11 protein-coding genes and 1 pseudogene are annotated in these 14,042 nt (G+C 64.6%); 5 read left to right on the plus strand and 7 right to left on the minus strand.

Going from position 1 to position 14,042, the window contains the following annotated elements:
• Positions 1 to 126: 126 nt before the first annotated feature.
• Complete coding sequence (gene hrpB / locus B2790_RS00830) at positions 127 to 2,655, minus strand: ATP-dependent helicase HrpB (RefSeq protein WP_286918054.1); 2,529 nt, start codon at positions 2,653 to 2,655, stop codon at positions 127 to 129.
• 117 nt (positions 2,656 to 2,772) lie between these two features.
• Here hrpB and B2790_RS00835 point away from each other — a divergent pair, with 117 nt between their 5' ends.
• Together B2790_RS00835 and B2790_RS00840 are read left to right on the plus strand one after the other, a co-directional pair.
• Positions 2,773 to 3,192, plus strand: a complete 420-nt coding sequence (locus tag B2790_RS00835; RefSeq protein WP_046613202.1) for a hypothetical protein — start codon at positions 2,773 to 2,775, stop codon at positions 3,190 to 3,192.
• A gap of 22 nt (positions 3,193 to 3,214) precedes the next feature.
• Positions 3,215 to 4,087: a cation diffusion facilitator family transporter gene (locus B2790_RS00840; protein ID WP_286918055.1), complete on the plus strand. Its 873-nt coding sequence runs from the start codon at positions 3,215 to 3,217 to the stop codon at positions 4,085 to 4,087.
• A 199-nt stretch (positions 4,088 to 4,286) separates the two neighbouring features.
• Here B2790_RS00840 and B2790_RS00845 read toward each other — a convergent pair whose 3' ends face one another.
• Positions 4,287 to 5,072, minus strand: coding sequence for a DUF6515 family protein (locus tag B2790_RS00845; RefSeq protein WP_286918056.1), 786 nt, complete (start codon positions 5,070 to 5,072; stop codon positions 4,287 to 4,289).
• A gap of 395 nt (positions 5,073 to 5,467) precedes the next feature.
• Between B2790_RS00845 and B2790_RS00850 the strand changes: the two genes are divergently transcribed.
• Both B2790_RS00850 and B2790_RS00855 read left to right on the plus strand, forming a co-directional pair.
• Positions 5,468 to 5,944, plus strand: coding sequence for an Lrp/AsnC family transcriptional regulator (locus tag B2790_RS00850; RefSeq protein WP_003249795.1), 477 nt, complete (start codon positions 5,468 to 5,470; stop codon positions 5,942 to 5,944).
• A gap of 54 nt (positions 5,945 to 5,998) precedes the next feature.
• A complete protein-coding gene (locus tag B2790_RS00855; RefSeq protein ID WP_013974331.1) occupies positions 5,999 to 6,202 on the plus strand; it encodes a DUF2788 domain-containing protein in 204 nt (67 codons plus the stop codon).
• 112 nt (positions 6,203 to 6,314) lie between these two features.
• On the opposite strand, the gene B2790_RS00860 is transcribed toward B2790_RS00855, so the two are convergent.
• From B2790_RS00860 to B2790_RS00880, 5 genes and pseudogenes are all read right to left on the minus strand, one after another.
• Positions 6,315 to 6,947: a pseudouridine synthase gene (locus tag B2790_RS00860; RefSeq protein ID WP_087499493.1), complete on the minus strand. Its 633-nt coding sequence runs from the start codon at positions 6,945 to 6,947 to the stop codon at positions 6,315 to 6,317.
• Positions 6,948 to 6,953: 6 nt separating this feature from the next.
• On the minus strand, positions 6,954 to 8,417 hold the full coding sequence (gene amn / locus B2790_RS00865; RefSeq protein WP_025340748.1) for an AMP nucleosidase: 1,464 nt from the start codon (positions 8,415 to 8,417) through the stop codon (positions 6,954 to 6,956).
• 177 nt (positions 8,418 to 8,594) lie between these two features.
• A complete protein-coding gene (locus B2790_RS00870) occupies positions 8,595 to 10,247 on the minus strand; it encodes an acyl-CoA dehydrogenase family protein (protein WP_286918057.1) in 1,653 nt (550 codons plus the stop codon).
• A gap of 146 nt (positions 10,248 to 10,393) precedes the next feature.
• Positions 10,394 to 10,525, minus strand: a pseudogene (locus B2790_RS00875) (DUF3077 domain-containing protein); the annotation flags it as partial.
• Between the two features lie 458 nt (positions 10,526 to 10,983).
• Complete coding sequence (locus B2790_RS00880; RefSeq protein WP_286918058.1) at positions 10,984 to 12,972, minus strand: sensor histidine kinase; 1,989 nt, start codon at positions 12,970 to 12,972, stop codon at positions 10,984 to 10,986.
• 265 nt (positions 12,973 to 13,237) lie between these two features.
• Here B2790_RS00880 and B2790_RS00885 point away from each other — a divergent pair, with 265 nt between their 5' ends.
• A complete protein-coding gene (locus tag B2790_RS00885) occupies positions 13,238 to 14,035 on the plus strand; it encodes a hydroxymethylpyrimidine/phosphomethylpyrimidine kinase (protein ID WP_025340752.1) in 798 nt (265 codons plus the stop codon).
• Positions 14,036 to 14,042 lie beyond the last annotated feature (7 nt).

Here is a 14,042-nt window from a genome sequence, read left to right on the forward strand (position 1 = left end):
GCACATCTATTGGCGCTTCTTAGCCTTCACAAATTTTCTTTGGCCGAATTACATGATTCATGAGGATAGCCAGATCTCGATCCCTCTGAACAAGGCAACCGATCTGGCTACCGCTCTGCGTCACATTCAGGTGCCACGCGGCTTCGCCCGCGCGGTCGCATCGGCCACCAAAGGGTCATCCGGCCAATAGTGCTTGGGGTAACGCCCTTTCAAATCCTTCTTAACCTCGGCATACGTCGTGCGCCAGAAGTTGGCCAGATCCTGGGTCACTTGTACCGGCCGCCGTGCCGGTGACAACAAATGCAACTTCACTTGCTGACGGCCTTGGGCAATACGCGGAGTATCGGCAAGGCCGAAGAGTTCCTGCAGACGCACGGCGAGAATCGGTGGATTTTCACTGTAGTCCAGGCGAATGTTCGAGCCGGAGGGCACCGCCAGATGCGCCGGTGCCCATTCGTCCAGGCGCTGTGGCAATGGCCAAGGCAGCAGATTGCGCAAGATCGAGGACACATCCAGGGCGGCGAAATGGCTCAGCCGCGAGACCTTGCCCAAGTATGGCTGCAGCCAGTCTTCCAGGGTCGCCAGCAGCGCTTCGTCCCCCAGGTCAGGCCAATCGCTTTGCCCCTCTTTGTCCAGATCAAGCTGACGTAACAGCGCAACCCGTGCTTGCCATTGGCGAAGTTCCGGGGTCCAGGTCAACAGGTTCAGGCCCTTGCGCCGCACTAGGCCAAGCAACGCTTTGCCGCGGGCATCGTCATCCAGGTTGGGTAACGGTTCACGCCCCAGCACCAGCTCGCCGACCTTGGTCTGGCGTTCTGCACGCAGCACCTGCTCACGCTCGTCCCAATCAAGGATATCGACGCGCTCGACCTGCTCGGCCAGCACGCCCTCGAGCAGCGCCGGGTCGAACTCGGCGGCCAGATAGATGCGTTCTTCGCGCTGACCCTGGCGGCTGCCCAGGTCGGCGATCACCAGCCACGGGCACTTCATCAGTGCATCGACTTCGGCAAACAGCGCCGCACGGCCGTTGGCCAGCCGGTATTCCGCACCGCCCTCGCGGCGCTGCTGGGCGACGCGGTCGGGGTAGGCCAGCGCCAGCAGCGCGCCCAGCCAGCGCGGGTGACCGGGGTCCGCAACCGGCGCGCCTGGTTTGCCACGTAGCAGGCCACGGTACTGGCGAGCCAGTTGGCGCGCACGCTGCACACCGCCGTGGCTGCCACGGGAAGCTTTGCTTTCGCCACTGACCAGCGCCAGCCGGCTGTGCAAATCGGCACCACCACCGCGCTGGATATCCCGCTCGCCCAGCAGCGCAGCCACATCGCAGGCCATCTGTGCCAGGCCCAGGTCCTGGCCGCGCAACAGCAGATGCGCGATACGCGGATGCGCCGGCAACTCGGCCATGGCCTGGCCGTGTTCGCTGAGGTTGTCGCGGCTGCCGGGCTTGAAGGCGTTGAGCCGCGCCAGCAGGTCCTGGGCCTGGGCGAAGGCGGCCGTGGGAGGCTGGTCGAGCCAACGCAACTGCTCGGGTGTAACACCCCAGCGCGCCAGTTGCAGGGCCAGGCCAGCCAGGTCGGCCTGCATGATCTCGGCGCTGCCGTGGGCGGCCAGCTGGTCATGCTGGGCCTCGGACCACAGGCGGTAACACACGCCGGGCTCCATACGGCCGGCACGGCCAGCGCGCTGAGTGGCACTGGCACGGGAGATGCGTTGGGTGTCCAGACGAGTCATGCCGCTGCCGGGGTCGAAACGCGGTACCCGGGCCAGGCCCGCGTCGATCACCACGCGCACGCCGTCGATGGTCAGGCTGGTCTCGGCGATGTTGGTGGCCAGCACCACCTTGCGCAGGCCCTTGGGCGCCGGGTCGATGGCCGCACGCTGGGCGTCGAGATCGAGCTCGCCATGCAACGGGCAAAGCAGGACCTCGGGGCGCTCGCCCAGCGCTTCCTGCAGGCTCTGGTGCACCCGGCGGATCTCGGCTTGACCTGGCAGGAATACCAGCACACTGCCGGCCTGGTCGGCCAGTGCCTGCAACACGCTGTCCACTACCCGTGGCTCGATGAACTCACCCGGCTGGAAAGGCCGCCCCCAACGGATGTCGACCGGATGCATGCGACCTTCGCTGCTGACCACCGGGGCATCATTCAGCAGCCGCGAAAGGCGCTCGCCCTCCAGGGTCGCGGACATCAGCAAAACCTTCAGTGGCGGATCTTCCCGCAGCAACTCCCGGCCATTCAGGCTCAATGCCAGGGCCAGGTCGGCATCAAGGCTGCGCTCGTGAAATTCGTCGAAGATCACCAGCCCCACACCTTCCAGCGCCGGGTCGGCCTGCAGGCGGCGGGTGAGGATGCCTTCGGTCACCACCTCGATGCGGGTGTTCGGCCCGACCTTGCTGTCCAGGCGGATGCGATAGCCCACGGTTTCGCCGACCTTTTCGCCCAGCTCGCTGGCCAGGCGCTCGGCCGCAGCCCGCGCTGCCAGGCGGCGGGGCTCGAGCATGAGAATGCTCTGCCCAGCCAGCCACGGCTCGTTGAGCAGCGCCAGCGGCACGCGGGTGGTCTTGCCCGCGCCAGGTGGCGCTTCGAGCACCGCTTCGTCACGGTTTTCCAGGGCCTGGCGCAGGGCGGGCAAGACAGCATCGATCGGTAATGAAATCATGGTGGTCCTCGAACAGTCTGGCGAGTATAACGGCGAACCCAAGCTGCCCTATCATGGTCTTAGCTTCAGGTGCAGGCGTTTCGCTTGCCCTGCTGAATACCTTTTCGGAGTTTTTACATGCGCATCCCATCCCGCGTCATCGGTGGCGCCCTCATCGTCACCTTGCTGACCCAACTGACGGCCTGCGGCACCATTCTGTACCCGGAACGTCGTGGCCAGATCGGCGGCAAGATCGACCCAGTGGTTGCCGCAATGGATGCCATCGGCATCCTGTTCTATGTGATCCCGGGGCTGATCGCCTTCGGTATCGACTTCGCCACGGGCGCCATCTATTACCCAGGCGGGCGATCCGCCCAGGTTGACCCGGTCAAGCTGCGTGAGGCCGTGAGCCCCGATGGCAAGGTCGACAACTTGAAGCTGCAGGCCATTCTGGAAAGCGAACTGGGCCAGCGCCTGCCGCTGAACGACCCACGGCTGATCCAGCATCGCGGCAGCATCGAGCAGTTGGCCAGCCTGGGCCTGGTACCTGCAGCCTGAAGTACAAGGACACTACCCACGGATGATGACCACCCCGGCTGAACACCAGCGCCTGCTACGCCTGGCCACTCGCGCATCGCTGGCGGTGGCCAGCATCCTGGTCCTGAGCAAGGCGTTGGCCTGGTGGCTGAGCGGCTCGGTCAGCCTGCTGGCCGGGCTGACCGACTCGGCACTGGATGCCGTTGCCTCGTTTCTCAACCTGCTCGCCGTGCACTACGCCCTGCGCCCGGCCGACAACGACCACCGTTTCGGCCATGGCAAGGCCGAGGCCCTGGCCGGTATGGCGCAGGCGCTGTTCATCGGGGTCAGTGCGGTGCTGATCGGTGTGCAGGCGGTTGAACGCCTGCACACCCCGCAACCTTTGGGCGATACCGCCGTCGGTATCGGGGTAATGCTGCTGTCGCTGGTGCTGACCCTTGCCCTGCTGGCACTGCAACACAAGGTCATCCGCCTGACCGGCTCCACGGCGGTACGGGCCGACTCCCTGCACTACCGCTCAGACCTGCTGCTCAACGGCAGCATCCTGCTGGCCTTGCTGCTGGCACGCTTTGGCTGGCCGCAGCTGGATGCGCTGTTCGGCCTGGGCATCGCCGTCTATATCCTCTGGAGCGCGCTGCAGATCGCCCGGGAGAGTACGGCCATCCTGATGGACCAGGAACTGCCTGGCGATGTAGGCGAGGACATGGCTGCGCTGGTGCTGGCCATTCCCGGGGTCAAAGGCGTGCACGACCTGCGTACGCGGGTGTCGGGTAACCAGTGGTTCGTGCAGTTGCATCTGGAGATGCCGGGGCAATTGCCGCTAAATGAAGCGCATGCCTTGTGCGTGGAGGCGTCGAAGGTGATCCGCCAGCGTTATCCACAGGCGGATGTGATGGTGCATGCGGATCCGGTGTGAACCTGCAAGGGCCCTATCGCCGGCAAGCCAGCTCCCACAGGAACCGCACCGGCCTGAAGGCATGCGCAATGCCAGTGGGAGCTGGCTTGCCAGCGAAGGGCCGGGACAGGCAGTTCCCACAGGCACTACTTCAGGCCGGTGCGGTTCCTGTGGGAGCTGGCTTGCCGGCGATAGGGCCGGGACAGGCAGCACATCTGGCTCAGTTGATGCTGTAGCCTCGGCCGCTGAAACAAGCGCCCAGCGCCCGCCGGTAGTTGTCCGCCACATTGGCCGGCGGTGCATAAGTCGCCGTCGCCGGGTCGAACCCTGACTGGCTCACCGCCCAACGGTGGCACTGGTAACGGTCCTGGTCCTGCTGCTCCTGCCCTTGCCCATACATCGGGTAGGCCACCACGTCATACCCACCGCCTACAGGTGCCGGCGCCGCAACCGGCGGGTTGACCACCACGTACTCGCGGCTGTCGGCCAGGTACTGGTAATAGGTATCGGCCACCAGGAAGAACAGCGTCCCGCCCAGCCAGACTTCCCGCGCATAGGGCGGCAGGTAGTCGACCCGCACGCCATGGGGCGGGGTCACCACGACATAGCGGCCACCATGGGGGCGATACCAGTAACCACCGGAGTAGAAGTAGTCATCGCCACGGTAGGGTACTTTCCAGTAGCGGTCCGGGAAATGATCGATGGCGTGCCCCGGGCGATACTGCGGCCCCGGCCCCCAGCCATTGCCATGACCATCCGGGCGCCCTTGCCAGTCACCACCGGGCCGTTGCCCCGGGCCACCGGCTTCCCAATGGCGGTTATCGCCATGGCGGCGGGGAATGTCCTGGTAATAACCCTGGCGTGGCGGCTGGGTCTGCTGCACTTCGTCACGCGAATTGAGCGAGCGGCCCGGCGCCCCCTCGCCCGGCCCTTCGGCCATGGCCCCGAGGCTGATGCTCAACCCCAACACACCAACACCTGCCAACTGCCAGATGCGCGACTTCATGCTGTTCCTCTCGGTAGAAAATACGGCAACCACAACCAGTCTACCGCGCCTGTCACGCAGGCCAATTAAATTTCCGGACATGAAAAAAGGGAGGCCGCTGGGCCTCCCTTCAGGAATTGTCGTCCGTGCTCGGCACTTGTGGCGCCGGCTCACCTCACACCGTCTTCTGGAAGGTGTGTAGCCCGGGGGCCTGCAGATCCTGTTGGATGGCTGGCCGCGACCGCCCGCCTAGGGCGCGTCGCCGTGGACTGATGTCCGGGCAGTGATTCTGTGGATAAAGATACCGGACAGGTTGCGGCAGATGATTGCGAAGATTGCTCGGATAAATAGCACTTGCGCAATTTTTCACCCTGGATTGATAATTCACCGCAATCCGAACAGAAAAGGCATAAACCATGAGCAAACTTGACCGCTACGACCTGAGCATCCTCGCCGAATTGCAGCGCGATGCGCGCATTTCCAACCAGGAACTGGCCGAACGCATCGGCCTGTCGCCTTCGCCATGCTCACGTCGGGTCAAGCAACTGGAGGACGATGGCTACATCTCGCGCCAGGTGGCCCTGCTCGACCGCAAGAAGCTGGGCCTGAGCCTGACTGCCTACGTGCTGATCGGCATGGACCGCCACACCCCGGAGCGTTTCGAAACCTTCGAGGCGGCCATCCGCAACCTGCCACAGGTGCTCGAATGCAGCCTGGTCACCGGCATGGATGCCGACTACCAGCTGAAGGTGGTGGTGCCCGACATGGATCACTACCAGAAACTGCTGCTAGGCAGCCTGACCCGCATTGAGGGCGTCACCAGCGTGCGTTCGAGCTTCGTGCTGAACCAGGTGCTGGCCAGCACCGAGCTGCCATTGACCCACCTGCGTTAATTGCCTGCGCCAGCAGGCGTATAATCGAACGCTCAAACCGCCTGGAGAACACCGATGGATCCCGCCGTATTCGAAGAGTGGATGATGATCATCCTGGTCACCGTATTGATCGGTTTCATGGGTTTCATCGTCTGGGACCTGGCGAAAAAGTCCAAGGCCGGGCGGTTCGGGACGCTGATCCTGTTCTTCGTGCTGGGGTTGGGGGTGCTGGCCTTTATCATCAAGAGCGTGGTGGTGGGGTTTCTAGAAGGGGTGTAGAACATTCAGGGCCATTCGCGGGCACGCCCGCTCCACAGGTCTGGCGCTGCACTTGAGGGCTGCACCATACCTGTGGGAGCGGGCGTGCCCGCGAATAGGCCCTTGAACTGGACTAAAGCTTGGCGGCCACTTCGCGCCAGCAGCCCTGTTCCAACCCATCCAGCGCCCAGTCGCCAATCCGCACCCGCACCAGGCGCAAGGTCGGCAACCCCACCGCCGCCGTCATCCGCCGCACCTGGCGGTTACGCCCTTCGCGAATAACCAGCTCCAGCCAGCTGGTCGGCACGCTCTTGCGAAAACGCACCGGCGGGTTGCGCGGCCACAGCTCGGGCTCGTCCAGGCGCCGCGCCTCGGCCGGCAAGGTCGGCCCATCGTTCAGTTCCACGCCATCGCGCAAGCGCTGCAACTGCTCCTCGCTCGGCTCCCCCTCCACCTGAACCCAATAAGTCTTGGCAAGCTTGTGCTTCGGGTCGGCAATGCGCGCCTGCAGGCCGCCATCGTTGGTCAGCAGCAACAGGCCTTCACTGTCGCGATCCAGCCGCCCGGCCGGGTACACGCCGGGGATGTCGATGTAGTCCTTGAGCGTCGCGCGCCCGTCGCCGTCGCTGAACTGGGTCAGCACGTCGAACGGTTTGTTGAACAGGATCAGGCGCGGCTCGGCCGGTGGCGCCTTGGGCTGGCGACGCGGGCCGGCGGCAGGCCGCGCCTGGGGGCGGCGCGGCTTGGAACGGGGTGGCAGTGACATGGATCCTCAGCGGAACGGCGGCTCATCGAAACTGCGCAGTTTACGCGAGTGCAGCGAGTTGAGCTCGGTGCGCAGCAGGTCCAGGGCGGCAATGCCGATCTTCAGATGCTGGCTGACCGCCCGGTTATAGAAGGCATTGGCCGAACCCGGCAGCTTGATCTCGCTGTGCAGCGGTTTGTCGGATACACATAGCAAGGTGCCGTACGGCACGCGCAAGCGGTAACCCTGGGCGGCAATGGTACCGCTTTCCATGTCCACCGCCACGGCACGCGACAGGTTGATCAGCGGCCGCTCCTGGGCCCAGCGCAGCTCCCAGTTGCGGTCGTCGTAGGTCAGTACGGTGCCGGTGCGCAGGCGCTTCTTCAGCTGTTCGCCACGCTCGCCGGTGACCTGCGCGGCGGCTTCCTGCAAGGCCAGCTGCACTTCGGCCAGGGCCGGAATCGGGATGTTCGGCGGCACCACCCGGTCGAGAATGCCGTCACGGCGCATGTAGGCGTGTGCTAGCACATAATCGCCGATGGTCTGCGACTGCCGCAGGCCGCCGCAGTGGCCGATCATCAGCCAGCAGTGCGGGCGCAGCACGGCCAGGTGGTCGGTGATGTTCTTGGCATTGGACGGGCCGACGCCGATGTTGACCAGCGTGACGCCGTCGCCATCAGCGGCGATCAGGTGATACGCCGGCATCTGGTAGCGGTGCCAGACCACGCTGGCCACCAGCGCCTGGGTTTCACCGTGGTCCATGCCCTTTTCGATCACCACGTTGCCCGGCAGCACCATGCGCACGAAGCGCGGGTCGTCACGCAACTGGTCGAGGCCGTGGCTGATGAACTGGTCGACATAGCGGTGATAGTTGGTCAGCAGGATCCACGGCTGCACATGGCGCCAGTCGCTGCCGGTGTAGTGCACCAGGCGGCGCAGCGAGAAGTCGACCCGCGCGGCATCGAACAGCGCCAGCGGCAGGGTTTCGGCACTGCCCCAGTCATACAGGCCGTCGGCGATGTTGTCGGTGGCAGCCGACAGGTCGGTGCTGGGGAACACCCGCGCCAGCTGCGCGGCGGTGATGCCGCTGCCGGCCAGTTCGTCGCCCTGGTCGACCACGTAGGGGTAAGGGATGTTCTGTTCGCTGACGCCGACCTCTACCGTGACGGTGTAGTCGTGCATCAGCGGGCGCAGTTGCTCCAGCAGGTAGCCACGGAAAGCAGCCGGCTGGGTGATGGTGACACTGTAGGTACCGGCCACCTGGACCTTGGCGTAAGCCCGCGTGGTGGCGGCGACTTCACCGTGGCTGTAGTAGGTCAGGCGCAGCGCCGGGTAGCGGAACAGGTCGCGCTCTTCGACGCCTGGCTCGGTACGGTCCTTCAGGTAACGCTTGAGGGCCTGGCTAAGGGCCCCGGTGGCCTGGTCATGCAGGGCCGCCAGACGGTCGACGGCCTGTTCGGGGGTATCAACGACTACAAAAGCTTGGCTCACACTGTGCTTCCTGTCTGGACATGCATGTGAACCATCTTGCCTGCCTTCTTGGCTAAATACACCCCCATTGATCGGTGTTGCATCCATTCGCGGGCACGCCCGCTCCCACAGGATCTTCACTGCCCTCAAGTACAACGCAGTACCTGTGGGAGCGGGCGGGCACGCGAAGAAGCGAGCTCAGTTCGCCCAGGCTGGCGTCGCCCTGGCCACCAATGCCTCCACATCCACACCCCGCGGCAACGCCCCATACACGCGCCCGCCCCCCGTCAAGCGGCTGTCGATAAACGCATCACTGACCACCGCATTGCCCGCCTCAAGCAACAGCTTGGCCTGCAGCGCCAGGGCAATATCCTCGGTCAGCTGCCGCGCGCGGTACTGCATGTCGCCAGTGTCGGCAAACGCCCCCTTGAGGTTACCGATGTGCGCCGCCAGGCGCGGGTCCCCGTGCCCATCGCCCAGCTCGGCGAACAGCGCATCGAGCACGCCCGGCTCCTTGGACAAGGCCCGCAGCACATCCAGGCACTGCACATTGCCCGAGCCTTCCCAGGTCGAGTTGACCGGCGCTTCGCGGTACAGCCGTGGCAGGATGCTGTCTTCCACATAACCTGCCCCGCCCAGGCACTCGGCGGCCTCGTTGATCATGGCCGGCGCGCGTTTGCAGATCCAGTACTTGCCCACCGCCGTGACCAGCCGGGCGAAATGCGCCTGCTGCGGGTCTTCCAGCTGCTCCAGCGCCTGCCCCATGCGCAGGCTCAGGGCCAGCGCGGCCTCGCTTTCCAACGCCAGGTCGGCCAGCACGTTCTGCATCAACGGCTGCTCGCTCAGCAGCCGCCCGCCAACCTTGCGGTGCGCGCAATGGTGGGCCGCCTGGGTCAGCGCCTGGCGCATCAGGGCGCTGGATCCGACCATGCAGTCGAAGCGGGTCATGGCCACCATTTCGATGATGGTCGGCACGCCCCGCCCTTCTTCCCCGACCATCCACGCCAGGGCACCGCGGAATTCCACCTCGCTGGAGGCGTTGGAACTGTTGCCCAGCTTGTTCTTAAGGCGCTGGATATAGAACTGGTTGCGGCTGTCGTCGGGGCGGTGACGCGGCAGCAGGAAGCAGCTCAGGCCTTTTTCGGTCTGGGCCAGGGTCAGAAAGGCATCGCACATCGGCGCCGAGCAGAACCACTTGTGCCCAACCAGTTCGTAGGGCTGCCCCGGGCCCGCGGCGCCGACTGGATAAGCCCGGGTGGTGTTGGCCCGTACATCGGTGCCGCCCTGCTTCTCGGTCATGGCCATGCCCAGCGTTACTCCAGCCTTGTGACGGTCGCCGACGTTACGCGGGTCGTACTCGCAGGCGAGGATTTTCGGCAGCCAGTATTTGGCCAGTTCGGGTTGCAGCCGCAGCGCTGGCACAGCGGCGAAGGTCATGGTCAGCGGGCAGCCGGTACCGGCCTCGGCCTGGCTGTGCAGGTAGGTCATCGAAGCCCGCGCCACATGGGCGCCGGGGCGGGGTTCGGCCCATGGCAGCGACGGCAGGCCGTGCTCGACGGCGGTGCGCATCAGTTCGTGGTAGGCGGGGTGGAACTCGACCAGGTCGATGCGATGGCCGTAGCGGTCGTGGCTGCTGAACTCCGGCTTGTGCGCATTGGCTAGGAAGCCCGCCTGCATCAGCGGGCCGCCGGCCAGGGCACCGTAGGCATCGATCCGCGATTCGGCCCAACCCGCACCGAAACGCCGCGACCATTCCTGTAGCGGAATGTCGAGGCGGTACAGGTTGACACCGTCGAGGGGCGGTGGCTGGTTGGTGACTTCGTGGGTTTCAGCGTACTGGTGCAGGTTCATCGGCGGCTCCTGGATCCGGGTAGCTTGAGAGCCCCAGTGAAGCACTCCCTGTGAGTCAGTCAAAGTGACATTAATGACTAAACATGTGGTGGGGGGCATGTCTTGGGGATGCAGCGGGGCTGACAGGTGCTCGCCACGACAGTTGCCATCAGCTCCGAGGCCTGCTCACGGGCGCTGCGACAGGGGATGCCCTCGGCAATGCGGAACAGTGGATGGGTTTGGCCTTCGCCTTGGTAGAAGTAGGTAACGCCAGGGGTGGTTTTAATTTCGTCGTTCATGAGTTCGGCACCATGGAAATATGTGCCACCCGTCCGTTTCCACACATAGGGGTGACAGCTGCACACGGGGTGGAAAACCAGGCATGATGCGAACCCGGTAGGCCCAAAGGCCTCCCGCGTACAGCTGTCGTAACGACACGCACCATAGGTCTTGCCAGGTTTCCACACCCGATCGCTGAACCGTCAGCGACTGGAAAAGCCTAGAGCGCGGGATTTGCAGGAACAATCAGACGCGTGTCGACAGGGGTTGTAGGGTATTTCGCAGTTGGCGCAGTTTCCAGTGCCAGTGTGTAGGAAGAGTCTGGAGTTGTTGTAGCCTGTGGGTTTCTTGGGGCCGCTTTGCGGCCCTTCGCGGGCACGCCCGCTCCCACAAGGGGATCACGCATTATTTGGGCTGAGCACCAAACCTGTAGGAGCGGGCGTGCCCGCGAAGGGCTGCAAAGCAGCCCCAATAAGACCTACAGCGAACGCCGCACCTGCTGGATGCTCGGGCTCATCTGCACCTGCGAAACCGCCATGTTCAAACTCAACTCGAACCGGCTCCCCAACCCACGCGTCGACTCATGCGACAACCGTGCCCCCAGCAATTCCCCCATCTGCCGGCAGATCGACAAACCAATCCCCAGCCCGCCATAACGCCGGGTCATCGAGCCATCGACCTGGAAGAAGCGCTGGTACAGGGTCGCCTGGTCGAGGTCATCGAAGCCGATACCGCTGTCGCTGACCATGAAGGTCAGCGCCAGGTCGTCAGGCCCCACCCGGCGCCCGCGCACCTGGATCATCACCCCGCCCTGGTGGGTGAACTTCAAAGCGTTGTCCACCAGGCACCCCAGGCAGCGGGCCAGCTTCTGAGCATCGCCCAGCAACCCGTCCGGCACATCGGCCGGGATGTCCAGACTCAGGTACAAGCCTTTGCCCAAAGCCTGCCCGGCATAACCGGCACGCACGCCCTGCAGCAGGTCACGCAGGCTGAACGGCACCGGCTGCGCGCGCAGGCGGCCGGCCTGTAGCTCGGACAGGGTAAGAATGGCATCGACCATATCCATCATGCCCTGGGCCGAGCCCACCGCCGTGCGGTGGTACTGGGCCATCTCGGCCTCCATCGGCAGGGTATGCATCAGCTCCAGCGAGCCGATCACACCATTCATCGGCGTGCGCAGCTCATGGGTCACGCTGGCCAGGAATTCGTCTTTCAGCCGGTTGCTCCTGGCCAGTTGCAGGTTCAGTTGTTCCAGCGTGCGCCCGGTGTCTCGCAAGGTCTGCGCCTGCTGCTCGCGCAGGCTGTTGATGCGGTCGGCCAGCGCCAGCGACAGCAAGGCCACCTCCAGCGCCGACCCCAGCTGGCTGGCATACATGGTGATGAACACGTTCGGCAGGTAGCCCAGCACCATCAGGGTGTTGACCAGGCCACCAAGCAGGAATGCCGTCCAGGCGATGATGAACCAGCGTGCCACGCGCAAGCCACGCCACCAGGCGTACAGCCCGGCAGCGAAGATGCTCACGGTAAACAGCAACGCCAGCACCGTGGCCATGCGCAGGGCGACGCCGTAGGGCATGCTCACCGCCAGCACCATGACCAGCGCGCCACCCAGCATCAGCAGCTGCAGCAGCCGGTCGAAACCACGGCTGATGCTGCCCAGTTGCAGGAAATGCCGGGCGAACTGGCAGCCGAACAGGCCAGCGGCCCCGATGAACAACGGCGTCGAAGCATTCGCCCACCACGGGCTGTCCGGCCAGAAGTAGGCCACACCGGCGCCATTCACCGACACCTGGTAAAAGCCGAACGAGGCGATATAGAGGATGTAATAGAGGTAGCTGACGTCGCGCACGCTGAGGTAGATGAACAGGTTGTACACCAGCATCACCAACAGCACGCCGTAGATCATCCCCAGCACATACAGGCGCGTGGGCTGCTCCTCCATGTAGGCCTGGGCGGACCACAGCGCCAGCGGCGCCTGCACCGAACCCTGGCTGTGCAGGCGCAGGTAGGCGGTGGTCACCTGGCCAGGCGGCAGTTGCAGTTCGAACAGGTAGTTGTTCTGCAGGATCTGCCGGCTGTGGTAGGGCAAGGCGTCGCCGGTGCGCCGGGCCAGGCGATAACTGCCACTGCTGTCGGGCAGGTACAGCTCGAGGTGGTCCAGCGGCGGATAGGCCAGCTCCAGCAGCCATTGCCGCGGGGCGGCACCGGGTGCGGCGACAGGGCGCAGTTCGACCTTGAGCCAGAACACCGAGGTGGAGTAACCGGCGTTCAGCACGTCTTCATGGTGGGGGCGAAAATGCTTGGCGAACCCAGGGGCACTGACCTGGGCGATGCTGGCACTGCCATCGAGGTCTTCATAAACCTGCATGGCCTTGCCCAGCGGAAGATGCCGCGTAGCGTCGTCGAAATCGACTGCCCCGGCCAGCACGGGCAGCAAGCCCAGAAGCACAATCAGCAAATAGCGCATACAGCCCCAGCATGGCCTGTCCGGTCGAGTCGCGGTTGCCTCCCATCCGTTTGAGACGACACGATCCGGCAGAACCCGTTTGTAGAGTTATCCGAGCACTCTAGCATAGCTTCGCAACCTGGCAATCGACCATATCCAATCACAAAGAAAAGGCTCTAAATCAATGCTTTCAGAAATTAAACCGGTAAAAAACTGACCTTATGATCAACAAAACTCGTTTGTAGGACGATCCGCCCAAACAGGATTGGTGGTAAGCTCGCCGACCATGAATACCTACAGCTCCCGCCCCGTTGTCCTCTGTCTCTCCGGCCACGACCCCAGTGGCGGCGCCGGCCTGCAGGCAGATATCGAAGCCCTGATCGCCCAAGGCTGTCACGCCGCACCTGCAGTGACCGCCCTGACCGTGCAGGATACCGTCAACGTTTCCGACTTCCGCGTGCTCGACCGCGAGTGGGTGCTGGCCCAAGCCAACGCCGTGCTGGCCGACTCCACGGTGGCCGCCGTCAAGCTCGGCATGCTCGGTTCGATCGAAATGGTCGACACCATCGCCGAGCTGCTGGCCGCCCACCCGCACCTGCCGCTGGTCTGCGACCCGGTGCTGCGTGCCGGTGGTGGTGGCCGCCTGGGCAAGGACGAAGTGGGCTACGCCCTGCGCGAACGCCTGCTGCCGCTGGCGACCATCGCCACGCCGAACCTGCCCGAAGCCCGCATCCTTGCCGAACTGCCCGAAGGCACCGCCGACGAGTGTGCCGAGAAACTGTTGCCGTTCTGTAGACACCTGCTGATTACCGGCGGTCACGGCGACGAAGACGAAATTCACAACCGCCTGTACAGCCGCGACGGCCAGCACCACACCTGGACCTGCCAGCGCCTGCCGGGCAGCTACCACGGCTCGGGCTGCACCCTGGCCAGCGCCCTGGCCGGCCGCCTGGCCCTCGGCGAGCAGCTGGAAAGCGCCGTCCGCAGCGCCCTGGACTACACCTGGCGCACCCTGCGTGACGCCGAACAACTGGGCAAGGGCCAGTTCGTGCCGCGCCGTCTGCCGCTGGATTTCTGCTCCTGACACGAGG

Origin of the sequence: Pseudomonas sp. UBA6753 (genome assembly GCF_002453565.1) — a bacterium.
GTDB lineage: Bacteria > Pseudomonadota > Gammaproteobacteria > Pseudomonadales > Pseudomonadaceae > Aquipseudomonas > Aquipseudomonas putida_Z.